The organism is Pseudanabaena sp. UWO311 (genome assembly GCF_006937785.1).
Lineage (GTDB): Bacteria > Cyanobacteriota > Cyanobacteriia > Pseudanabaenales > Pseudanabaenaceae > Pseudanabaena.
In genome coordinates this window covers 13408-36240 of the sequence record NZ_SJEE01000045.1, presented here as the reverse complement: position 1 = coordinate 36240, position 22833 = coordinate 13408, and the positions used below count along the sequence as shown (strand labels likewise).

The window sequence follows — 22833 nt, the reverse complement described above, 5'->3', positions numbered from 1 at the left end:
ATTCTCTTGATTTCACAGACAAACTGAGATGAGTGTACACGGTAGCTTTTTTAAGGGGGCTGGGGGGATCTAGAGCAATTCCTAAATGGTTTCTAAAGTTGGTTTCATAATGAGAATTGCCACTAAAAAGCATAGCAAAGCTATGCTTTTTCTCGTTTTTTAGGTTTTATTACGCAAAGGGACTGAGCTTATAGTTTGAGTTTACTTAGATTTTCGACCGCAGCCGCAATTGTGCTGTCTTTTTTGGCAAAACAGAACCTTAAACCATTTACCTTTTCACGCTCAGGTTGACTAAAGCAACTGCCTGGAACAGCAGCAACTAAGGCTTCTTTAGCGAGGCGAAAAGCGGCGCTTTCGGCATCGGGCGCGATCGCAGAGCTATCAGTCCAGATGTAATATGCGCCTCTAGGCAAGACAGGAGATAGCCCTAGCTGCACCAACGCAGGATAAAGCATATCGCGCTTACGTTTGTAATCTAGAGCCAACTTGGTGAAATATTCACGCCCAAATTCCATAGCGGTCAAGGCTGCATGTTGCAGAGGAGCGGGGGCACAAATCGTGATGAAGTCATGAATCCGCCGCATCGCAGCCGTCAGTTCAGGACTTGCGACGGTGTAACCTAGCCGCCAACCTGTGATACAAAAAGTTTTTGAGAATCCATTCACGACAATCGTGCGATCGCGCATTCCTTCGATACTCATTAAGCTAATATGTTCGCCTTCATAGATGATGTATTCATAAATCTCATCGGTAATTGCATAGACATCATACTGCTGGCAAAGCTTCGCAATTAGTTCTAATTCCGTTCTTGTCCAGACTTTGCCCGTGGGATTGGCAGGACTATTAATAATTACAGCTTTAATTCCTTTTTTAAACGCAGGCTCAAGGATTTCTTGGGTGATTTCCCATTGTGGTGGTTGCAGGGTAATAAATTCAGGAATACCGCCAACGGTTGCGAGGTTGGGGATGTAATTTTCATAAAATGGCTCGAAAATTAAGACGCGATCGCCTTGATTGATCAGTGTCATTAGGGCAATATTTAAGCCTTCGGTTGCGCCACAACATACGGTGACTTCAGTATCAGGATTGACTGCGATTTGGTTGTCACGTTGCATTTTTGTAGCGATCGCCTCGCGCAAATTGTCCCAACCCCAACTATCTGCATATTGGTTAAAATCCAAGGTAATCGCTGCTCTTGCGGATTCTTTGATCGCTTCTGGAGCAGGAAAATCGGGCAACCCTTGAGCAAGGTTAATTGCGCCAAACTTTTCACAATAGCGGGAAGCTTCGCGAATTTGTGACTCTTTAATTTGAATAGCGCGTTGTGATAGCGAAACAGTAGTCAAGGTAATATCTCTAAACTTCAAAAAGTAAAGACAGCGCGATGCGCCGCCTTTACTCAATCCTAATCGAGATTGCTCTGGCTGGTCAAGAATTAAATAATTATGTAGTTTGACATGAGAGCAATTTAGCTTGAGGGTAGCTATTTTGTAGTTGCTTTTGCCGTTCCTGATTAGAGCGTCCATAGGTATTGAGCGATCGTATAGTGTCAGGTGAAGGTACTCCAGAAAGTATCTCCTGCCCAAGATCGCCAAAAACAATTACTTCCTTAATTTGCAGATCGCGGTTTTGGTGTTGTTGGTAGAGATCGTTGTAGGTGGAGGCGATAGCTTGCCATTTGTCTTGAGGACAAAAACTGCGATCGATGAGAATGGTAATTGAGGTGGGCGGCAAAGCAACGGCGATCGCACTGCCCACAAGGCAAAATCCCAACCATCCCAAACCAAGAGTAGTTAAAAGTTTACGATTAAGTTTATGCATAGATTTTTGATGCGGCAGAGATAGACAGCGCTTCGCGCCGCCTATCATTAGGTTTACAAATTAGTTTGAAAGATTTCCTTAAGCAAGTTTTGGACGTTTTGGGGTGTGCCGACTTGGACTGTAGACTCGCGTAAAGCTGCGATCGCAGAAAGCTCTTTCTGATTGACTTCGCCATAGGCGATCGGATACATTCGCACATCACTAAACTTCATTAAATCCTTGACCTCTTCAAATTTCAATCCTGTGGTAACTTCGCCATCAGTGAGTAACAGCAAGCGGAATAAACCTGTAGGATCGGCTTTACGGCGTTCCATGAGAGGAGCCAAACCTGCGATCGCGCCGTCATAAAGAGCAGTATTACCATCCGCTTCAAGAGCATCGATCGCGGCTAGTAAACGCTTATGTTGCAAGGCATCAAAGGGAGATAGACTAACCACATTTTTGACGCGATCGCTAAAAGTGATCAAACCGACCTGATTGCCAGCATTGATTTCCTTAGTGGCAATGCGGAGCCCTTCCTTAACAGCTTGCATTCTCGCTCCAGTCATGGAGCCACTGGTATCAATCACCAACATCATATAGACAGTTCGCCCACCATCTTTACGCTGCTTCCAGAAGGTAAGCGCAGTTTTGAGGACTTCTCCAGAAGTATTAATGGGTAGATCCTTTCGTTTAAGATGTTCCAAAATTTCAGGAGTTGTTAAAGCTAGCTTTTGCATTGGTTCAGATGTTGCAAATTCAGCAAACTTTTGTAATGCTTCCTGTTGTTCGGGCGTATTCCAATCGAATCCGACCAAGGGCGCATTGTGAGGTAAGCCAAAGGGGACATAGGCAACTTGCTCAAACCCTGGCAACTTCTTCAGTGAGTTAAAGGCGACTCCATCGAGGGGAAAGGCTTGCATTTTTTGTTGATCGCGGATGAAGATTTCTTTTAGCTCTAGGGTTGTAACTGATGTCACGATCACTTGCTTCTGGAAAGCATCAAATACGGAACTAACTTGGGGAACCTTTAAGTCTTGAACTGTTAGCGGTAGTTTATCGCGATCGTGTCCTGCTGCTCGCCAGAGAATTGTATAAAGCAAATTTAAAGCGGTCGAACTGGAATAAGGATTGGGGTAGCCAATCGATATTTTGCCTGTGGTAATCGCATCTAGCAATCTCTCGAATGTTACTTCTCCGCCTTTAGCAAGTTCTTGATAGGCATCATTTCTTACGGCAAAGCCTGTTCCATTGGGCTGTAATACTGGTGCGATCGTGTTTGGTATAATTCCATCACTTTTAAGAATGTCAACCCACAAATCGCTAGATGGAGTATAGGCAGCAGGCTTAAATGTTTTTGATGCAATCAACCGTTCACCTAAGCCAGAGGCAATATTCCTGATGCCGACTCGGATCACTTGTCCCGATTTTGCCGTAACGTTTTTAGCATTAAAGGCTTCGGCAACATCAACCAGCCAGCGCTCATCTTGTTTCTGAGCATTAGCTTTTTCTGCCGAGCTAAAAATCTCGACATAAACGTGTTTTGGATCGTTGGTCGGCTGAGCGCCATAAAGTGGAAAATCTTCAATCTTTGGCAGAGGTTCTTTAATGCTATCAGTGGAATATCTCGCCGCCGATGCATCGGCAACCAGCGCTTGCTCGATTCTAATTTTAGGTAGAAAATCATTTTGAATTGCTTTACTAGCTGTCTCAAATGAGTCAATTTTGATCGCTCCACAAGCAACAAGTAAAGTCATGCTCAGCCCGATCGCAAACCAAAATGACCACAGAGTTTTGAGCTTTCTGAATAGGCGATCGCCAATTTTACCTAGACTTTTATCAAGCATTTTTATAGACATGATTTTTCCCTTTTCCTTTTTCCCTTTTCCTTGACTAGTTTTCGTTTGCTTGCAAAGTGATTTTGTTCGTATCGATCGCAAGTCTCAACTGAGCAGGTAGCTCCATTTTGAGATTGGAACTATTTCGATCTAGCGAAAGCAACAGAACTTGATCTTGTAAATTTTGTAAAAGTTCATGCGTAGCTTGGAGGCGATCGTAACTCGCTTGTAGCCGTCGTTGCGCCACCACACGATAGTTCTCAGACTTCACCTGACCGATAGTAGCGATCGCATCCGCTACCTGACCAGCCAATTCCAAAACAGTGATCAGAGTTTCTAAGATATCCACCGTCAGGTCTGGCTCCTTCTCAACTATTTTTTCGGCATAAGCATGAATCTCCCTCGCCCATGCCTTTGCTCTCCGCCACTGCATTCCAGTAGATAGAGATTTGCGTTCCAATGCATCGAGTTTTGACGCAAATACATAGCGATCGAGCAAATTATTCTCATTCAACCAAGCGAATTCTTTCTTGATTTGCCACGACCACGCACCAAAAATGATTGCCGCGATCGCACCACCACTTGCAATCACAATCGGACGCGGACGCAGCACCGTCACAAAACAAGCTAAGCCCAGAGCCGTTCCTGCCAAAAGCAAATAAGTTTGAGGCAATTGGAATAGCTTTGTCCTTTTATTATTCCGACTAGGCGGCTTTGGCGATGATATGTCTATCATTGGCGTTAATACTGGGCTTGATGTTTTTGTTAATACTGGTACTGGTATAGTCATTGTCACTTTCTCCTGCTTGGGGTACGACCATGTTAAAGGGGTTTCTGCGGGGTTTTGGCAAATGATGGGCAACCAAGTTGCACAGGGGAAGCGATCTTCGATACCTTGCAGGCGCTCTCTCGCTCTCCGTACTGACAAATAGCAAGAAGTTCCGCTTGAGAAATCTTCGAGAAAATAACGCAAAAACTTTTGGGCTACTTCATCGGGAATCGGTTCGCGCATCACGATCACTTGAGGAATATGCAAGTCGAATAGCGATCGCGCTAAGCCCAAACCATCGCAAGAGTTAAAAATCGCTAATCGCAAGCCGTTACTAACAGCCGTCCTCAGCGCATAACGCAACTGCTCCATCCGCAGACTTTCCGTCTCGTTGATGTAGATCCGACCGATATCCTCTTGAGTGGAGCTATGCCCCGCAAAAAAGAGAATATCCCATTGCTGCTGCCATAACTGATCGTTCAGTTGCTGCCGCCTCGGTTCTACTAACAGAGTCACCTCTGCATTTGGTAATTGCTCTAGCATGGTGCGATCGGCACCGATATCGATACCTTCACTATTGCCGAGAATTACGAGAATGCGAATCTTGTCAGAGTGTTTTTGTGAAGGTTCGATACTGGAATAGCTAGGAGCAGCGATCGCAATTTCTGCCTTGGTAAAGCGCCGATCGAATAAATCCCACAAGTGCCAAGGCATTTTCTGTAAATAAGGATTTCCCGATTGCAGTAGTACGCGCACTTCATCGGTTCTGTAGATGTTGTCGGAGACTAGCTCCCTAGCAGGGAGAAAAGATGGCGATCGCAGCCATTGATTGAGCTGCTCTGATAGCTTCTCAGCAGCATCATAACAATCTTCGAGAAAGGAGACATTAGTAACAGCATTCGCATCGGCTGAGAGCCGAGTTGTTGAACCTATCTTCAAGTACAAAGACTGCCATGCATCATAGAGCTTAGGTAACTCCATTGATGGGGGCAAGTTTGCCGCAATCTCCGAGGACGGGAGCGCTCCTTCTTCGCCAATTTGAATAGTGACGACAAATCCTTGCTCGAAATTACCATCACTAAATTTTAGGGTTACTAGCTTCCCCATAATGGCGATCGCTCCATCAAAACATCTACAGACTCATCATGCACATTTTATTTAGGTTTGTCATTAATTCACCTTGGTAAAAGATAAAAATAGTTGTTTAGTCTCACATAGCTCTAGCGATCGCTGATCTATGCAGCAAAAATCCAACTATTTACTTACCTATCTGGCTCAAGCAAAGAACTTACGCATTGATTTACAAAACTTAAACTTTTTTGCCACACATAGCTCCACAAGGTCAAATAATACCAAAACACAAAATGGCTTAGCCATTTTGTGTTTTTAAAATCCTTACTGGGTTTGTTTTTTAATTCACAAAAGTGTGATCACACTTTTGTGAATTGGTATAAAACTTAGGCTTGGTAAATTGACCTACCCGCAACTTTCTTGATGTAATCTTCTGATATGACATAAGGAAAATCATTTTTTCGGAAACTACTGTCAGAAGCAAACACAGTCACGTATGTATGGGACACAAACTGAAATTCATTAGCAATTTTGGCGATCACTTTTTTCTCTTTTTCTAGTGCTCTGGCACTCAAATGAAACTTAGTCCAGAAAGAATGCTTACATTTAATTGCTAAAACAAACATGGGCTTTTCAGGGAAATGCTTTAAGTGCTTGCGAACGAGATAGACAGTTTCGATATCTTTGTATCCCGACAAATAATGATGTAATCTTTTAACCTCCTCTTCAGGCAGATCGTGAGTGATGAGAGCATCAAAGCAACTTACCGAAGCCCTTTCTTGTTGTGCCAAACCAACTTTTTGATAGTGAATTGCTAGCTTTTGCTCGTATTCCAATGCTTCATCATTTTTACCATTTTGTTTGAGAAATCCATAAATTAGTTCGCAACTCGGTATAACCGCATCTACATCACCTTGCATCGCAATTTCCAAATGCTCAATCCCTTTGGGGTCTTCATCTTCAATCAAAACTTTACCCAATAGATAATTGGCTCCAGCATGATCGGCTTGCATCGCAACTACATTTTGAGCAAAAGGAAGAGCCATACGATCACCCATAATTTCACTTGTCCAGAAAGCGCGATTCCATGCTTCAGTGAGATTTAATATTTCTGATTTAGCCTTTTCTTCAATGGCTTGCAGCGCGGTACGAAGCCCTTGGATATATGTAAATCGCTCTTTCCATGAAGCCTCAACATTTCTATACCACTCCCGATCAAATTGTTCGGTCAAATTAGCAAGAGCACTACCCAGAAATTTTTGGCTAGCCGTTACAGGACTAAAATTCATCATTGGTAGTGCTGATGGATTAAAACCTAGAGCTTGCAAGCGATCGCGCAAACAAGGGTGTGTATCGCTAGTATCGGTTTTGAGGGTTAGCGATCGCGCTAATAATTTGTGATAAGTCTCAGGCGCTATTTCATCTTGTAAGGCTTGAGCTAGTTGGGCAAAGGGATAATTTGGCGGTTCTGGTTGAGTATTAACTTGAAGATAAATATTTTTCCAATAGGAATTGTCAATATATTGACTTCTCACACCAACTAAAATCAATGCTTCGGCAGTATGTTGATTACCCACAGAGTCAGCCGCACAACGATCGGCTTCGTACTCGTTAGCCCTTGCTAACACGAATGAATACGCACTTAATAGCGGTGAATACCAATTGATAAATCCATAGAAACTCATCGCCACAACTTCAGCGCCTTGCTCGGTTTGGAAACGTTCTAAAATTTGCATCCATGTTTTGCGTACTCGATAAATCCATCCAGCAAAGCGACTATGATTGCCAGATAGATGCCCGATTTCATGAGCTAATACGGCTTGAAATTGTTCAGGAGAGAGGGCTTGCATTAATGGTAAACCAAGAATGAGATAGTTCTTCTGCCAACCAAAGATGCCCAAACGAGGAACTTGAACTACCGATGCATTGAACTCTGAGGTTAAGATGATTTGATGAAATTGTGGCGCTTGTAAGGATTTGGTTAAACGTTTTACCAATGCAAAAAGTTCGGGAACTTGCTTGCGCTTTAGTCTATTGCCAGTTGGATCAGGAAATGTGACCCACAGCGATCGCAATAGCAAAAATATTGACACTATTAAAATTGCAAACAGTCCACTAGCGAAAAAGCGACCGTAAATGGCAATGAAAGCGATTAGAACTGCACACCATAATAAAAAGGCGATCGCCACAAAAATATATACATATCCAAATGTAGCTAACGCAGCTACACGCAATTTATACAGATTAGGATGTTGCTGCGAGTATACTTCCAATTGCTGAACCAATTCATCAAATTTCTCTTGAGTCATAGATTCTCACCGTCCGCGTTTAAGATCGTAAATAACTTTTTCTAAATACCATTTTCTCTTTTGATTAGGATTTCTAAGCTTTTGTGCTTTTAGCAAACGCTCGGCAACATCCCATCGTCTCTTTACCAATTCATTAAGCCTTTGCTCCAAGGGCGCACATTCAATACCTTCCTGTAAATCTTGCCACCATTTCCGCAGATTTGACAACCATAATCCTAACTTTTTACCCCATCGAAGTTGACGAGGACGCGATAGTGTAAGCAACATAATCAACGTCACTAATCCAAAAGAAATTAAAAATATAGCCGAGACTTCCATACGACTTAAGCTTCTATAACTTGCCTGTATCTTTCTAGACTGATTTAGTTCTAGGCGATCGCAAGCTATGCAAAATCAACCCTGCACTAAAGTGCGGTATAAAAGCTCAAACCCGTTGAAACGGGTTAAATTTCAAATTTCTTTAGTCGGTTTCAACCGACTTGAGCTTTTAGCCAAGAACTTGAGTTCTTGGCGTATTTGATTCAAACAACAAAATTTTCTGTCAGCAATACTTCCGTAAGAGAGACTTGAACACTAAAATTTTCTCCTGTATTGCCACTCAATTGAAGCTGAATATAATTATCGATACTTCGCGCTTGAACCTGTAGAAAAATATTCCCGACATCATCTAAAACCGCTAATTTAAGGAATTCAGGCAGAAATGTATCCGTCATTGGATAAATAGCTAGACGAATACTAGTCTCACTTTGCGAAATTTGCGAAATTGTGATAACTAGCGCGACTAAACACCCAGACATCAGCAAGCCAAGATCTATCAACTTACCTCGTCGTACTTCTGTCAGATTAGATTCGTTAGCAATAGAACTTAAAAATTCTCGATTACGCCAAGCATATTGAGGTTGATTACCGTCCAGTAAAGTTTCTAGCTCTAGCCAACCTGACTCAAAAAGATTCTGCAACCAATTGCTAAGATTCGCGATCGCATTTGAATTACCAGAAACTTGTGGAGTAGATGCGCGTAAACCTGCGATCGCTACACACAAACGTTCAATTGGTTCGAGAAGATCGATCGCTACTGATTCCATCTCCACCTGTGGCATAAAGCCCAAAATTGTTGCCGCTCGCAAATTCGCATCTAGTTGAACAAATGTATAACCAATACGATCTCCCCATACTTCAGGAGGCACATAACATGTTGACTCTCCCTCATTCAGCGATCGGCATTCCACCTTACCCACCCCCTCAATATCTAGATCAGCAACATTTGCACATATCTGCACAACAGGGTTCCAACTATCACTTGACTCTAAGCTCGTTGAGATCCCCATCATCTCTAGGTAGTCACGCATCACCAGCACCGCAAGAGTATTACGCTCCACTCGCTCTGCAATATCTAAAAAAGATTGTTTCGCAGCAAAAGAACGAGCAATGTCACGATGCTCGTTGACAATTGGTAGTGATAAAAAACTGTCTTTAATATTAAACATAATTGATCATATAGCGCTTTGCATAACTAAGGTATGCAATACAATTCTTAAAGATATTGGTACGAAGTACTTTCACGAATTGTTGGTGGCTTGCTGTGCTAGGCAACCCTGCTTTTTTCATAAAATTCTTTTAATAGTGGAATACACTTGCGTTGATAAAAGCTACTGAGAGTCGAGATGGGTAGCGAAAACTCTTGCGATAGAATTTGCCAATTAGTCTCAGGAGGTAATCGTTTGAGAATTAGAACCTGAGCATTAACATCAGCGCGATCGCGAATATAAGTACGACGCAAAATTTTTGTCCTATCTAATTTCGCCCATTGTCGGATTTGCTCCAATAAATCAGAGGATTGTACAGGTGCAGCTATGCGATCTATTACCTGATCTATACCAGCGTCATCGATATTATCTCTTTCCGCTAATCCAGATTTTAGTTGCTGTTGATGGTTTTCGATATACATATCTTGCAATCGATATTTAAGGTAGGCATTCATCCAAGTAATAACATTACTGCGATCGGAATCGTAGGCAGATTTTGCAGTAGTCGCCTCACAAAGATTTCGACAGAAATATAGCCATGTTAGCTGTAAAGCATCTTCATAGTAGGGAGAATTATCTTTCCAAAGTTTTTGCGATTGATTAATTAACCGAATTAATGAAGTTAGTCCGTACTGTCGAGCAATAGTTCCTTGTGGATGCTGACAAGTTTCTATAACAAGCTCTGCTAGTTGTTGCTCTAAATCGATCATTTTAGAAGTCTATTAATAATAGTTATTTTAACTTAGTCACAGCGATCGCAATGACTCTCACTTTACAACGCTTTGCGCTCAAAACCAAACCAAAGAAAATTTTTGAAAGTGTTGCAAAGCAACACTTTCAAAAATTTTCTTTGGTTCATTTGATCGGTAATTGCTGGAACTACTGATCGTCACTACTTACTTCTCCCACATAAATACCAATATCTCGCGCCGTTCTTACTAAAAAGCCTTGAGGATCAACCCGCGAAGGTGCTTTCTTCTCTCTGCGACCCTTTTTAATCTGCTCAATCACTCGACTGATAGGAACACTGCTAACCCTACCATTTTCCCAGATCACCATCTGGTTATAATTACCATTAGCAATTAAATCTACCGCCTCCCGACCAAAAGCAGTTGCCAAAAGGCGATCGGTGTAAGTAGGCGTACCTCCTCTCTGGACATGTCCCAACACCGTAACGCGAGTGTCAAAGGGATAGATGTGAGAATCAATATCGCAAAGCTTGTTACTACACTCTTGGACTTGACGAGCGAGATAGTCTCCTATGTAATGTTCCTTTTGACCAAGATAATTTTTTACGCCCTCAGCAATTACTACAAGTGCAAACCTTCTACCATTCTGCTGTAATTGTCCAATATGACGACAGATTCCCATGATTACCTCCTCATTTAAAACAGGAGTCAATTCGGGGATTAAGATCGCATCTGCGCCACCAGCAAGCCCTGCTTCCATCGCCAGATAGCCCGAATCTCGCCCCATCACTTGGACGATCATCACGCGATCATGGCTAGCGGCGGTAAAGGTAAGATCATAAAGAGCTTGAGTCACCCGATTCACAGCTGTATCGAAGCCCACTGAGGCTTCAGTAAATGGAATATCATTGTCAATGGTTTTGGGGATGGCGACCCAATTCCACAGTGCACCTTGATCAGCAGCTTTTTGCGCTAATCCGTCTAAAATTTCAATACTTCCATCTCCACCCATAACAATCAATGCGGTCAAACCTAATTTCTCATAGCCTTTGATAATATCGTCGGCATGGCGTTCGGGATCGCCTTTACTAATCGAACCCAAAACACTACCACTAAGAAAGTAAAGGATATCTAGCCCCTGTACCAAACCAGGAATATCATAACCGTGTTCCTTAATGCGTAAATCTTCAGGTTGTCGTTTCCCAACTAATAGCTCGATAAAGCCATCGGTTCCATAGGGGATACCATAGACTTCCCATCCGTACTTATATGTAGCCACTTTCACAACTGCTCGAATGACAGCATTAAGCCCAGGACAATCTCCTCCACTAGTTAAAATGCCAATACGTTTTGGCTTGTGGTTGCTTACCATTTCATCTTTCCATTTATGGATAATCTCATCAATTCAGGATGAACAAATGAACAATCGATCGCATCCTATTTTCTCGCTTTTAGAGCGTCAAATCCTCAGTTACGACAAAACTTAAGAAAACCTCTCAGATCTTGCAACACAAGTTCATACACACCTCTAGAGTATTTAAGTTTTATGTTTTTCTTGTTGTTATTTAGCCAGAAATTAGAGAATGGAATATACATAGTATGAAATGCATCTACTTTAACCACAAAGTGATTATCATGACATCTCCATCCATAGAATTTTTTGCAGGGATTCCCGAAGAATTGAGTGATGTACGGTTGAGGCGAGATCGTTCAACAGGCGAGAATTCAGTTAAAATGACTTTTGTAAATATTAAGGCTGTGCAAGGGGTAAATAGTTTTGCTAAGGCATCATTTAATGATATTCGTCTAGTTGATAGTGAAGGCACGATTTCAATTGAGCCGAAAAGTTCCAAGTTGTTTTGGAAAGATAAAGGCGATGATGAAGAATTGGCAAAAATTGAAATCGTGTTTAATGTAGGCTCAGATGAACATTGGGATCGCTTTATGCGATTTATGCAGCGCTATGCTGAGGCAAATGGCATGGAATTCGCGGCAGCTCAAGAACCTGTAGATTTGACCAAGACTATTCTTAAGGAGTCGTAATTCTCCACAGCATAAAATGGCGTAGCCATTTTGTGCTTTTAAAACCCTTACAGGGTTTGTTTTTGATTGGGATAGATTATGAAGGTTTCATGAATTTAGGCGCGCAGTAAACGATCGCAACGATCGCAGGGAAGACGATGGGCAAGAGAATCCCCCCAGAAATATAAATCTCGATACTCGCTAATGTATATATACTAAAGCTCATACTGAGCAAAATATATACCTGTCGGCGCGATCGCGGTTGCCAAAATCCCACCAGAATCGCACCACTAAAGAGAGACAAAAGTATCATCCATGAGTCAGGGATTGGCACAACATAGCGATCGCGCAAGAAATGATGAACTGCATAGGCTTGCACTTCTCCGCCTGTATAGGTCTCACGTTGTTTGGTTTGCGCTGATTGCTGTAGCCAATAGCGAATCGCGGCAGGTTGCACGAAGGAATCTTCGCCTTGCTTAAATACACCTGCTTCGGAATAGTTGGCGGAAATGATTACGATTTGAGAACTGTTTTGCAAATCAAGAATTTGTGGGTTGTCCTGTAATAATTGCCATGCAGGAATTGTCTGATAAATGCGATCGGGGGGAATCGAAAAATCAACAATGGGATGTAGCCACGACTGAGCGATCTCATCTTGAGCAAAATTAGTAACTGGTTGCATTTGTGCAGTGGGTGACAGCAGATTACGAAATGTCTTCCCATATAGACTTAATCTGTCAGAGACTTGGGTGAAGAGGCTAGCATCTGGAGTTAAAGGCGATCGCAAATTTTGCGTTTGTCTGACTCGATGCAATCCAGCTAGTAAATAAGCAAAGGGCAATTTGGGCACATCGGTTTGAACTAACGGCAAATACTGTACCGACATATGAATATGTCCATCCACTGTGCCATTTTTGCTGGCAATTTCAGGCAATGTCTCTAGCCAATTGCCTTCACTATAAACGGAAGCTAAGACAAACCAAGCTCCATCTTTTTGATTTATACCATTTTGGAGCGACTGACCTAAAAGGCGATCGCTTTGACCATTATCTTTGCCATCTTTGAGATTGCGATGGGAGCGATCGAGTAAATAATCAATGCCGATGATTTGAGCTTTTTGGCTAGCTAAGCGATCGACTAACTTCGCTAAATATTGCCGATCCATCGGGGACGGATCGGCGATCGCAGCTTTCTGTAAAGAAGCCTCATCGATTTGCACTAAAAGAACGGGTGGCGGTGCTTGGGGAATACGCTGGGTTTGCTGACGATAGATGGCTTGCAGCCAAACACGACTATCGAGCATCCATTCTTGCAGAGAGGGAATACAGCTAATTGCTAGCAAACTACTGAGCGCGATCGCTTGCAAAGGATTTGGGGCAATTCTTCTCAAGATTGACTTCCAACCTGTTGGCAATAGCTGAAATAGCTGTGCATCAGGATGACGAAATAGAGAAGGAATCAAGTAAACAGAGGGCAATAATAATCTCGATTCTTGTAAATAACGGCAAGCACCCAGCATGGATGTATGCACATCTTGATATTGGGCAAGATTTTTAAGGAACTGTACCAAAAAGCTCTGAGCGGCTTGATTGTGGATTGGTTCACGCATGGCGATCGCTTGCGGGATTCCCACTTTGCTGATTGACCATGAGGCGATCGCAGTACCATTGCAAGAGTTGAAAATTGCGATCTGTAAACCTCGCTTTTTAGCTTGCTGTAGATAAGGCTCAATATCGCTCATAGTCAAAGAGCTATTGGGTGCGATCAGCAATTTTCCTACCGTAAAATCCGTTTGATCGCTATGTCCCGTAAAAAAGAGAATGTCCCACCCCTGTTCATCGGCGATCGCCTCACAAATTTTTTGTTTTTGATTGATTCTATCTACTGTGTTAGCCTCCCAGCAAATCGTATGGATTTCCGCTAATCCCGATAAAATCTGCATGGCAACGCGATCGTGCTGAAAGTCTAAGCCTGTTTCATCCCCAAAAATTGCTAATAATCTCGGACGGCGATGATATTGAGGAATGGACAACTCGATATTGGAGTAGACGGTTCTGGCGATGCGTACCGTATCGAGCGAGGCAAATTCATCTTGCAATTTCCATACTTCCCAAGGTAAGCAGCTCAACTCTTCGGAGCAAGTGATCAGTAAATCAATATGAGCTGATGTGGATTTGGCTAATTGAGTGGATATCAGCCGTGCCGATCGCTTGATTTCTTCCCAAAGTTCATAAAGCTCTGGACTGCGCAACCAAAAGTTAAATTCTCTGAGTAGTCTTTCTTCGGATTCTCGTAGTTTCTCATACCAATCCACAGTTGAAGGCGAAAAACTGCCACTGCCTTGAACTCGACCGCGTAAGGATTCCCCTAATGCAACATTGCGGTAATAGTTGAGATAGGCTGACTGCCATTCACTATAGCTAGTAGCAAGGCTTTCTGAGTAGGCGATCGCAACTACAGGTAAGCGTTGGTTCTTTCCCCAAGACAACAGGAATCGGCACATAAATCGACTTTGTGCTTCGATTTTCTCAACTTCTAGATAATAAGTCGGCATTTAGAGTGCATTGGGATAAAATGCAAAAGCTGGTAAGGTTAACATAACACCACTGGGCAAAGAAATCGACACTGTAAACACTTCATTTTGTTCGCCTGTGACGCAAGCATAAAGATATAGGTCACTAGTATTTGGCTCTAGTCTGCGATCTACTAAAACTTGCTGCTGATCGCGAATTCGCATTCTCACACCATAGGGAATCTCGTTGCTGGATTGAGAACCAAGTACAAGTAATAATGACCACTCAGGATTTTCTGTGCGATCGCCATTTGCCCACACCGTCGCATATAGACGCAAATGGCGATCGCCAAGTTGAAAGTCATGATAGGCGGCTTTTGCATGGGCAGGAATATCAGCCGTTAGCCGCGCTACTTCACTGATAATTGTTTGCATTTCTGTAGCAGGAGAGCGTAGTGCTGATGCATAATTGGGCTGCCAAGTTGGCAATAGTTGCCAAGCTAAGGTTTGGGCGATTTCATCTAGTTGTGATTGCAACCATAGTCCAGTATTGAGAATTAACTCAGTCATATTCACTTGAGACGATTCTGCGATCGCTTCTGGGTGAGACGCATTTATGGTTTCTAATACGGGTTCCAAATGTTGGAGATAAAGTAACAAGCGCTCTGATTGGTCATCAAATAGGGATAGCGGCACTTGGTAGGTATTCTCAAGGCGATCGCGTTTTAGATCCGCAAGATGTTTGACTAATTGTAGATGACTACTAAATCCTAAAATTAACGCCTCTTCAATCTCTTCGTAAATTTCGACAATGACGATAAAAGTATTACTTGAAGCTTGATTGTTTTCACTCGTAGGGATTTGCGGCTGCAAAATATCGGCAGGTATTTCCACCAAATCATCTGAAGCTGGCGTTTTTCCTCGGACATAAAGCGTAAAGCCGTTCACCTTGAGATAATGAATATTTGCTTGGCAATTAGTGCTGTCTCCAGAATGCTTTACCGAAGCAAGACTAGGTGAGCGCTCATGTAGCCATTCGCATATCGTCAAATAGGCGATCGCATCTAGATATGTCTGCCATTGGTTACTAGCATTTTGTGAAAAGGCGATCGCTTGATGAATAATTTCGGGCGACAAAGCGATCGATTCAATAGGGAGCGTTTCAAAGTCACTAAGCATTGTCTTTCCCCCAGTATTGAGTAAATTTAATGCCATCATTATGGTACTTACCTATTCTAATTTGTTGTCTATTCATAGCGCTAGTTTGTTGAGAGTTATGCAATGTTATCTTTCTGATATTACGTTGAAGAAATTCCTGCAATGGCGGAAGTCTGGGGCTGGCACGGGGGCACAGCCCCTACAAAACATGAATTATTTCAGGTAGGGGCAATCCCCCCGTGGTTGCCCTGCCACGCTAGTAGCAGGAAATTCATTATCTGAGTTGCTGCAAATACTTACAAAGCCTTACAGCAAAGCGACTTTGTAGAGGAATTCCTTTGCTTTTGATACTTTCGGCTTCGGCGCATTCCATTTCTTCCTCTACTAATTCTTGTAAAATAACATCAAGTTTTTGATCAAGTTCCGATAACAAAGAAGGCTCAGCATAGAACTTGACTAGTCCGATTACTTCTTCACGCAAATCGCCTAAAATTTCACGGCGAATATCCGATCGCAATTCCTTGAGCTTAAGAAGCCGCGTTACTTGATATTGAGCCTCTAACCCTATCTCAGATGCAATCTCAGCCATAGTTTGACCACGACAGTGAAATAAGCTCAAACCAATTAGAAAGTTTGCAGCTTGCACAGGCGATCTCTGTTTGAGTTTTGTATGACGAATGTCAGTTACTTTTGCGATCGCTTTCTCTAAGCAGTGCTCAAACTGCTGGCGATAGGCCGCTAGGAAAGAAAATGCTTCATTCTCATTTTCAGAATTAGCTAATAAAGCCTCAGGATTAATTGCTAAATTCGGTTGATCGAGGGATATTTGTCGGGATTTACCACCCCTAGCCTGTATGCGATATTGACGTAATCTGCTCGCCATCTCTTGCAATTTATCCAGAATATTTGTTGGCGCTGTAGGTACAACATGATTTTCAGCATGATTTGCTACTAGATATTCGTAAATCTTTTGTAACTGTTCTGACGAGGGGACAGGGCATTGACCTTTGCTTCCATTTAATCTTGATTGCAATCGATCCATCCGATAAACCGCATGATAGGCTTCCAATAGATTTTTTGTCTGTTGAATGGAATATTGAGCAGTTTGATAAAACCCTGCATAAATGCGTTCCAATTGCTTAGGACTAGTGTCATTGAGTATTGCCCAATCGCTGACGAGATAAACGCCATGCTCCAATAAAAAAGCATTTAACTCACGATTTTGCTTAACCTTACGACTTGTCCAAGTTGCTAAGTTACTGCGCTCTGGCTCAAAGCTGTCTAGAATTTCACAGGCTTCTGAAATGAATTTGCTCTGATTTTGATGGCGTTCAATATAATCATTCAGTACAAAAATCAACAGATCGTGATATCGGAATCCATGCACAGTCCCAAACTGATTAGCGATCTGATAACAGGTTTGTTCGATTTGATTAGAAATAAAGCATCGCAAGCAAATTTCTGCGATCGCTTCGCCATTTTGCCGCAATTGCCATAGTTGTTTTTGAATTTGTAAATCTGTCAATTCAGGAACAGCATCAAGATCATCTGTTGCCGAAAATTGCTGCAAGAAAAACTCTCTAGCATTTGCGATCGTTTCGCGGATGCATTGCCCTGTCGCCTTTAATTTCACAAATTGCCAATAATGGCTTGCTTTCATAACAATTTCTATAACTGTCCTGTTGACTTACTATTTCTCGGATATCCTCACCTATGCAACTATCAAGAATTATTCTCCCAAGAGCCACTTTCACATTCAATTAAGCGATCAATAATATTAATATTATTGCGATCGCCTAATTTACGAATCTGCTGCTCCATAACAATATTAGTTAATTCCATTCGCAATCGTTCCAAATAAGTCTGTTTGATTTCATCATTTAGTATTAAAGCTAAAACTTTTTTGTTTTGATTAAACGATAGAGCACTATTTATATTAAGCATCTTGATTATGGAACTAACCACGAAGTGCTGCTCAGGACGAGCGCTTACTAACAAAGATGCGATCGGCTGATTTACAATCACATCTCGATCTTTTTGAGATGCTCGATCCTGAAGCCAAGCCTCTGATGTGGAAATTGGCAAATCCGTACTCTTATCATCGATTTTGGCATAGGCATGGGCTTCATTATAAGCGACCTTGCCATTGAGGTTATAATCAGCAGAAGGAACGGGTTGATTGACGCGATTAACTCCCGTTAATCCAGCATAAAAACTCGAACTATAGTCTTGATAATCAGCTTCATCAACTTCAGGAGTGCATCCTACTGAAGGTAAAGTCTTAATAGTTGCAAAAAAGCCACAACGTCGTTGCTTGGCTATTGGCTGTCTGCGATCGCCATTCTTATAAATTAAGTTAGTAAATGAGCCAGAGTAACATTGCGACATCATTGTTACAAAAGGTTTTTGATATGGCATTTGATCGAGGACTTTTGCCAATTGTTTGACGCTCACATATTGCTCATTCCATAAAATTATAGTGTTATCATTATTATTCTTTTTGTTTAGCAAGCCATGCCCTGTAAAATAGAAAAACACAGGCTTTATAGACTGATCTTCTAAAAGAGAACCCTTTAAATTTCTGTAAGTAGAACTTCCATTAAGATTGGGGATGTTGGGCGGTTTATATCGCTCCTGATTAGACTTATCAATATATCTAATCGTGGCATCTCCATTATTACCATTAGCAAAAAAGATTTTTGCTTGCTTGGGTGCATATCCCATTTCACAAAGCGATCGCTGAAAATACAGTAGATTCTTTTCTAGTGCAATTTCGTTATTATTGGGCGCACCACCTCCGCCAATCACTAAAAAACTCGTTGCCGATTCTTTTTGACAATGTATTGTTGGATCAGTTTTGACAACTGGTGGAGCTATCTGTGGTGATTTGCGATCGCACCCAATCATATTTGTTAATACAAACAAGATCAGGAGATAGACAAGAGTTGTATTATGCTTTTTTGTAAATTTCATAGGACTTTACACATATAAATTAACAATCAAACATATATCTGGAATTCGTCTAGACTAAATCTTTAATACTGCTACAATCCACTGCATACCTGTCATCAGATAAAATCCTCCCATTAGGATTAAGCCAATACTACCAATGCGGGTAATCATTTCAGAATGCTTCATTAGCGATCGCGCTTGCTTCGCCAAACCCGTAAATAGGCTTGCTAAGAAAATAATGGTGGTGTAACCCAATGCATAACTAATCATAGCTAAAACACTGTAAAGCTGAGAGCCTGAAGTGGCGGCGGCAGCCAGCACAGCGAATAGAATTGGACTAGAACAGGGAGAGCTTAAGAGAGCAAAGGTTAAACCAATTCCATAAGAACCAAGAACAGGCAACCTAAAGTTTGTTTGAGGTAAGGGTAAGCGAAAAACACCCCAGAGGCTTAATCCCATTAAAAGGATAATAATTCCCACAAGAGTATGAATGTATCCTCGATATTTAATCATTACAAACCCAGCAAGGGAAGAAAAAAGCCCAAGTATACAAAGAACAGTTACAACTCCCAAAACAAAGCCACCAGCTTTGATAAAGGCATCCCATCGTGATGTAATTTCACGGGTTCCAATATAACTGAGATTAACTGGAAGTAAAGCTAATATACATGGAGAGATACTCGCGATCAGACCACCAGTATATGCTAATGGAACTAATATAAATGGATTTGTAGTTGTCTGTTGGCTAAACCAATTGTGATAGCTAGAATCCACCTGAAACACAAAATCTTGAACTGGTTGGAATAGTAATGTCCAATTAACTTGGCTGATCCCTAAGACTGTAATTATCGTAGCAATGCAAAGCATAGTCGAAATAAACAATCTCCCATAGGAAGTCTTGGAAAACGTCTGAATAAGCTTGTTAATGCGTGACATAGACTTTAATATTTAAAGTTGCGAGAGCCTGTATAGCCAGAAATTGTGGCAATATCTTTAAGATCGCGACTTCCGCTATAAGACTGACCATTAATTTGCCAAGTAGGAAAGCTCCTCACACCAAAACTCTCACAAAGCTCTGGGCTTGCATTATTCCCCCTTGGATCGCACTCAATATATTGAACTTCACTAATTGCCTCTCCAAACAGCTGTTTCTGTTTAGTACAGTATGGACACCAATAAGTGCCATACATAACTGCTCCAATTTTCTTCAGGTGCTGTGCAAGTTGTTGTTCTGCATTATCGTTTGCAGGCGCAGGTAAAGGTGCTGACTGATTTTGTGGTTGATTTGTTGAAGGAGTCGTTGGTTTTGCTGTGGGAACTGGGGCAGGTTCACATGCTTTCATAGATTTGGTTATAGCATCGGGAATCTTGCCTTTTAACTTAAAGGTCTCACCAGCTTGGTCAAATTCATCTGGACTGAATGACACTTTGATTTTCCCGATAAAACAGTTGCAATATGTTTTTGTTCCACCTGATGCTTGACAGCCTTCTACGTAAGCCTTAACAATCTCAGGCGTAAAGGTTCTCTTTGGAGTTGTTGCATTCGCGGCTACGGGTGAAGCTGTTATTGCTGGAGTTGTTGTATTTGGTGCGGTCTTTACTTGGGGAGATTCCTGACTGCATCCTATTACATTTGTCAATGTAAATAAGGTGAGTAGGTAAGCGATCGCTGAATTATGCTTTTTAAAAAATTTCATAAGTTTCTTGATAAAGATAAATAAACTTTCCTAGCGGCTTCTATAAAGATGCATATTTTAGATGTTAGTTCAGTTAATTTAGACGAAAACCAATGATTTTCATAATTGTACTTTATATTTTAGATCTACGGTAATTGCGATAAAAGCAAAGCAAATCTCTCTTGTGATTTTTTAGATAAACATTCTTGTAGCTGCTCAAACACAACTTCTCCATCAACAACTCTTCCTTGTCGAATATCTTCCATTCCTACAAGAACTTTTTGACGAACTTCCTCGATCACTTTTTGTTTGAGTTCATCCTCTCGCTTCTTCAACTCATATTTTTCTAAAAGCTGAAATGCAAAGTCGATAACATCGTCAACACCTTTGTATTGACCGCTTTGTACTCGCTCAAACACGAATTTTTCTTGTTCAGGTGTCAAAGTAATTATCATGTTAATCCTTTGGTAGTCCTAAATCTGGTAGACCTTTGACAATTTTAACGGTTTCCAAACTAACGGTGATGACTTGCTTAATCAATCTCACGATGTATTCTTCGTCATCAAGACGATTAGGATCGTTGGTGATGCCGCTCCGTTTGTCGGTGCTGACTTGGTATTGATCGATGATCTAGTCTAGGGCGGAACGGTTGCCTAGTTTGTATTCAAAGGTTTCTGGGGGAATGCCTGTAAGGGTGAGGAAGTCGTTATATTTGATTTGGGTTTTGTCTTTGCTGAGGCGCATTTTTTCGACTCGCCAATCGATTGGGAGGTCTTTGTTTTCGATATGTTTGAGGCGATATTCGGGTTGTTGTTCGTAGTTGATATGGATTTCGGTGAGGCGTTTTCCTGAGATCGCAAAACCCTGAAATTCTGGTGCGAAGGGGATGCGCGGTAGTTCTCGTTTGAGGTTGGCGGCGTAGCGATCGCGGTATTGGGAATGATGGAGTAGGGCGTAGGTGTAATGGAAGATGTCCCATTTGGTAATTTTGGGATCTTGATAATGGGTTTGGAATTGTTCTAACGCCCAATCTGTAATGTTTTCTTGGCGATTATTTCCATCTTCATCATAGATATAGAAAGGGAAACACGGAGTTTTTTCTAACATATCAAAGCAAGGAATTAGTTTAGTAACTAAAGATTGAAACTCTTTATTGCTACCAAGACCACTAACACAAATTATTCTATTTTCCTCTTCCTCCTTAACTGTTGTAAATATTAATGGAAATTGTCCACGACGATCATTTAATATCTCATCAAAATAGAGAAACTGTAGGCAGAAAGGTCGGTAAAGTGAACTCCTAATTCTTTCTAAAAAATAATCTATTTTAATACCTGCATTTAAGTAGTTTTTAAGAGTACTACTCCAACTTATTTTAGTGTCATCACAGGTAACAAAATCGTCAATATTAAGAGATTTGTTACCTTTTTGCTTCCAGCTAATTAATTGATCATTATAAGTATCAATTGTTCTTTGGATATTTATTTCTAAATCTCTATAACTAAAATTATAAACCCAAGAATCGCGATTAGTTTTAACTCCATTGCTAAAAATTTTAAAAATACAATCAGTTACATCTACCTTTGATGCTTTAGTTTCTTTGCTTCCCAACGCAATAAAACTATCAAAATCATCCTCAAATCCTTCCGTTAACCAAACATATTTTGAGTTTGGTTGAATCTTTTGCCAATCAATATCTTGTAGATTCTCAAACTTCTCCAAACAACTTAACTTCTGTTCCTTGCGCCAAAACTCATCCATCCGCGCATAATAAATCTTAGCCTTTCTCATAATTCAGTTTTAACCTTAACATTAATAAATATCTCCCCTAAAATCTATCGCATAAATGAGTAATTCATTTTGTTCAAAATCAATTACATATACAACCCTGATTTTCCCAATCCTTAGTCTTGAAAAGCCATCCCAAGAACCTTTTAATGGCTTGACATCAAGTTCTTTAGAGATAATTGAATCTGGCTTTTCTGCTAAATCAAGTAAATAGAGGATTTTAGCTTTGATTTTTTCGCTATCTTTGGGTGGAATCTTTTCAAGAAACTTAATCGCATTTTTACTTAAAACTAGTTTCATCTCTCACCCAATCTGTCATATCTACAAATTCAGATCTGTCATAATCAGATGGCGAACCAAAATGTTCCTCAATGTCCGCTTGTTCCTCATCACTGACATAAGGCATCTGAGAGAAGATAAAAGCAAATTTCTCTTTTCTCAAAACCCCATTCATCGTCTCTTGGACAGTCTGTTGAACAACTTCTTTGAGTCCTTGAGTCTCTAGATTGACTCTTAATGTTGTAGCCGCATACTGAAGAGCTTCGTGTATATCTTCTGCTTCTAGACTAGGTAATGCTTGTAAAATTTCTTGATCTCGCATTCCGTCAGCAAACATATCAACGACAGTCGTAACAGGTATTCTCAAAGATCGAATACATGGCACGCCGCCCATCTTTTGAGGATTAGTTGTAATTCTCGCAAATTGCATAGCTGATTTAACCT

Annotated in this window: 21 protein-coding genes; 2 read left to right on the top strand and 19 right to left on the bottom strand. The window is 41.2% G+C overall.

Annotation, left to right across the window (positions count from 1 at the left end; all coding sequences use genetic code 11):
* Positions 1-188: 188 nt before the first annotated feature.
* From PseudUWO311_RS22430 to PseudUWO311_RS22390, 9 genes are all read right to left on the bottom strand, one after another.
* Positions 189-1346 (bottom strand): pyridoxal phosphate-dependent aminotransferase, encoded by a 1158-nt coding sequence (locus PseudUWO311_RS22430; RefSeq protein ID WP_142657453.1) that lies wholly within the window; start codon positions 1344-1346, stop codon positions 189-191.
* Between the two features lie 97 nt (positions 1347-1443).
* The gene (locus PseudUWO311_RS22425) at positions 1444-1821 is read right to left on the bottom strand and encodes a hypothetical protein (protein ID WP_142657452.1); all 378 of its coding nucleotides are present in this window, start codon (positions 1819-1821) and stop codon (positions 1444-1446) included.
* A gap of 53 nt (positions 1822-1874) precedes the next feature.
* Positions 1875-3659, bottom strand: a complete 1785-nt coding sequence (locus PseudUWO311_RS22420; protein ID WP_223807696.1) for a VWA domain-containing protein — start codon at positions 3657-3659, stop codon at positions 1875-1877.
* Between the two features lie 34 nt (positions 3660-3693).
* Complete coding sequence (locus tag PseudUWO311_RS22415) at positions 3694-5514, bottom strand: CHAT domain-containing protein (RefSeq protein WP_142657451.1); 1821 nt, start codon at positions 5512-5514, stop codon at positions 3694-3696.
* 350 nt (positions 5515-5864) lie between these two features.
* Entirely contained in the window at positions 5865-7787 is a 1923-nt protein-coding gene (locus PseudUWO311_RS22410; RefSeq protein WP_142657450.1) for a M48 family metallopeptidase, read from the bottom strand.
* 6 nt (positions 7788-7793) lie between these two features.
* On the bottom strand, positions 7794-8054 hold the full coding sequence (locus tag PseudUWO311_RS22405; RefSeq protein ID WP_142657449.1) for a hypothetical protein: 261 nt from the start codon (positions 8052-8054) through the stop codon (positions 7794-7796).
* Between the two features lie 254 nt (positions 8055-8308).
* On the bottom strand, positions 8309-9274 hold the full coding sequence (locus PseudUWO311_RS22400; RefSeq protein ID WP_142657448.1) for a DUF1822 family protein: 966 nt from the start codon (positions 9272-9274) through the stop codon (positions 8309-8311).
* Between the two features lie 98 nt (positions 9275-9372).
* A complete protein-coding gene (locus PseudUWO311_RS22395) occupies positions 9373-10023 on the bottom strand; it encodes a sigma-70 family RNA polymerase sigma factor (RefSeq protein WP_142657447.1) in 651 nt (216 codons plus the stop codon).
* A 169-nt stretch (positions 10024-10192) separates the two neighbouring features.
* The gene (locus PseudUWO311_RS22390; RefSeq protein WP_142657446.1) at positions 10193-11374 is read right to left on the bottom strand and encodes an ATP-dependent 6-phosphofructokinase; all 1182 of its coding nucleotides are present in this window, start codon (positions 11372-11374) and stop codon (positions 10193-10195) included.
* A gap of 263 nt (positions 11375-11637) precedes the next feature.
* Here PseudUWO311_RS22390 and psb28 point away from each other — a divergent pair, with 263 nt between their 5' ends.
* A complete protein-coding gene (gene psb28 / locus PseudUWO311_RS22385) occupies positions 11638-12045 on the top strand; it encodes a photosystem II reaction center protein Psb28 (protein ID WP_142657445.1) in 408 nt (135 codons plus the stop codon).
* 76 nt (positions 12046-12121) lie between these two features.
* Here psb28 and PseudUWO311_RS22380 read toward each other — a convergent pair whose 3' ends face one another.
* The 7 genes from PseudUWO311_RS22380 to PseudUWO311_RS22350 all read right to left on the bottom strand — a co-directional run bounded on the left by PseudUWO311_RS22380 (position 12122) and on the right by PseudUWO311_RS22350 (position 20765).
* Positions 12122-14578, bottom strand: coding sequence for a CHASE2 domain-containing protein (locus PseudUWO311_RS22380; RefSeq protein ID WP_142657444.1), 2457 nt, complete (start codon positions 14576-14578; stop codon positions 12122-12124).
* Positions 14579-15754: a DUF1822 family protein gene (locus tag PseudUWO311_RS22375; protein ID WP_142657443.1), complete on the bottom strand. Its 1176-nt coding sequence runs from the start codon at positions 15752-15754 to the stop codon at positions 14579-14581.
* 214 nt (positions 15755-15968) lie between these two features.
* Positions 15969-17354, bottom strand: a complete 1386-nt coding sequence (locus PseudUWO311_RS22370; protein ID WP_142657442.1) for a hypothetical protein — start codon at positions 17352-17354, stop codon at positions 15969-15971.
* A 62-nt stretch (positions 17355-17416) separates the two neighbouring features.
* The gene (locus PseudUWO311_RS22365; RefSeq protein ID WP_142657441.1) at positions 17417-18667 is read right to left on the bottom strand and encodes a C13 family peptidase; all 1251 of its coding nucleotides are present in this window, start codon (positions 18665-18667) and stop codon (positions 17417-17419) included.
* 54 nt (positions 18668-18721) lie between these two features.
* A complete protein-coding gene (locus tag PseudUWO311_RS22360) occupies positions 18722-19582 on the bottom strand; it encodes a cytochrome c biogenesis CcdA family protein (RefSeq protein ID WP_142657440.1) in 861 nt (286 codons plus the stop codon).
* A gap of 5 nt (positions 19583-19587) precedes the next feature.
* Positions 19588-20343, bottom strand: coding sequence for a hypothetical protein (locus PseudUWO311_RS22355; protein WP_142657439.1), 756 nt, complete (start codon positions 20341-20343; stop codon positions 19588-19590).
* Positions 20344-20468: 125 nt separating this feature from the next.
* Positions 20469-20765: a type II toxin-antitoxin system ParD family antitoxin gene (locus PseudUWO311_RS22350; protein WP_223807695.1), complete on the bottom strand. Its 297-nt coding sequence runs from the start codon at positions 20763-20765 to the stop codon at positions 20469-20471.
* Positions 20766-20812: 47 nt separating this feature from the next.
* Between PseudUWO311_RS22350 and PseudUWO311_RS24680 the strand changes: the two genes are divergently transcribed.
* Positions 20813-20944 carry a hypothetical protein gene (locus tag PseudUWO311_RS24680; protein WP_263403011.1) on the top strand — a complete coding sequence of 44 codons (132 nt, stop codon included), beginning with the start codon at positions 20813-20815 and terminating at the stop codon, positions 20942-20944.
* A gap of 8 nt (positions 20945-20952) precedes the next feature.
* Here the strand turns inward: PseudUWO311_RS24680 and PseudUWO311_RS22345 are convergent, their stop codons facing one another.
* From PseudUWO311_RS22345 to PseudUWO311_RS24765, 3 genes are read right to left on the bottom strand one after another with little or no spacing between them, the layout of a single operon-like run.
* Positions 20953-22113, bottom strand: a complete 1161-nt coding sequence (locus PseudUWO311_RS22345) for a type ISP restriction/modification enzyme (protein WP_223807694.1) — start codon at positions 22111-22113, stop codon at positions 20953-20955.
* A 21-nt stretch (positions 22114-22134) separates the two neighbouring features.
* Positions 22135-22410 carry a type II toxin-antitoxin system RelE family toxin gene (locus tag PseudUWO311_RS22340; RefSeq protein ID WP_142657437.1) on the bottom strand — a complete coding sequence of 92 codons (276 nt, stop codon included), beginning with the start codon at positions 22408-22410 and terminating at the stop codon, positions 22135-22137.
* Positions 22391-22819: a DUF433 domain-containing protein gene (locus PseudUWO311_RS24765; protein ID WP_142657436.1), complete on the bottom strand. Its 429-nt coding sequence runs from the start codon at positions 22817-22819 to the stop codon at positions 22391-22393. Before PseudUWO311_RS24765 ends, PseudUWO311_RS22340 begins: the two co-directional genes overlap by 20 nt.
* Between the last annotated feature and the right edge of the window lie 14 nt (positions 22820-22833).

Excerpts from the sequence above, each read along its gene's own strand:
- PseudUWO311_RS22380 (WP_142657444.1), bottom strand. The coding sequence starts at position 14,578 with ATGCCGACTTATTATCTAGAAGTTGAGAAAATCGAAGCACAAAGTCGA.
- PseudUWO311_RS22420 (WP_223807696.1), bottom strand. The coding sequence starts at position 3,659 with ATGTCTATAAAAATGCTTGATAAAAGTCTAGGTAAAATTGGCGATCGC.
- PseudUWO311_RS22365 (WP_142657441.1), bottom strand. The coding sequence starts at position 18,667 with ATGAAATTTACAAAAAAGCATAATACAACTCTTGTCTATCTCCTGATC.
- PseudUWO311_RS22410 (WP_142657450.1), bottom strand. The coding sequence starts at position 7,787 with ATGACTCAAGAGAAATTTGATGAATTGGTTCAGCAATTGGAAGTATAC.
- PseudUWO311_RS22375 (WP_142657443.1), bottom strand. The coding sequence starts at position 15,754 with ATGATGGCATTAAATTTACTCAATACTGGGGGAAAGACAATGCTTAGT.
- PseudUWO311_RS22400 (WP_142657448.1), bottom strand. The coding sequence starts at position 9,274 with ATGTTTAATATTAAAGACAGTTTTTTATCACTACCAATTGTCAACGAG.
- PseudUWO311_RS22425 (WP_142657452.1), bottom strand. The coding sequence starts at position 1,821 with ATGCATAAACTTAATCGTAAACTTTTAACTACTCTTGGTTTGGGATGG.
- PseudUWO311_RS22415 (WP_142657451.1), bottom strand. The coding sequence starts at position 5,514 with ATGGGGAAGCTAGTAACCCTAAAATTTAGTGATGGTAATTTCGAGCAA.
- PseudUWO311_RS22340 (WP_142657437.1), bottom strand. The coding sequence starts at position 22,410 with ATGAAACTAGTTTTAAGTAAAAATGCGATTAAGTTTCTTGAAAAGATT.
- psb28 (WP_142657445.1), top strand. The coding sequence starts at position 11,638 with ATGACATCTCCATCCATAGAATTTTTTGCAGGGATTCCCGAAGAATTG.
- PseudUWO311_RS22345 (WP_223807694.1), bottom strand. The coding sequence starts at position 22,113 with ATGAGAAAGGCTAAGATTTATTATGCGCGGATGGATGAGTTTTGGCGC.
- PseudUWO311_RS22395 (WP_142657447.1), bottom strand. The coding sequence starts at position 10,023 with ATGATCGATTTAGAGCAACAACTAGCAGAGCTTGTTATAGAAACTTGT.
- PseudUWO311_RS22405 (WP_142657449.1), bottom strand. The coding sequence starts at position 8,054 with ATGTTGCTTACACTATCGCGTCCTCGTCAACTTCGATGGGGTAAAAAG.
- PseudUWO311_RS24765 (WP_142657436.1), bottom strand. The coding sequence starts at position 22,819 with ATGCAATTTGCGAGAATTACAACTAATCCTCAAAAGATGGGCGGCGTG.
- PseudUWO311_RS22360 (WP_142657440.1), bottom strand. The coding sequence starts at position 19,582 with ATGTCACGCATTAACAAGCTTATTCAGACGTTTTCCAAGACTTCCTAT.
- PseudUWO311_RS22355 (WP_142657439.1), bottom strand. The coding sequence starts at position 20,343 with ATGAAATTTTTTAAAAAGCATAATTCAGCGATCGCTTACCTACTCACC.
- PseudUWO311_RS22390 (WP_142657446.1), bottom strand. The coding sequence starts at position 11,374 with ATGGTAAGCAACCACAAGCCAAAACGTATTGGCATTTTAACTAGTGGA.
- PseudUWO311_RS22370 (WP_142657442.1), bottom strand. The coding sequence starts at position 17,354 with ATGAAAGCAAGCCATTATTGGCAATTTGTGAAATTAAAGGCGACAGGG.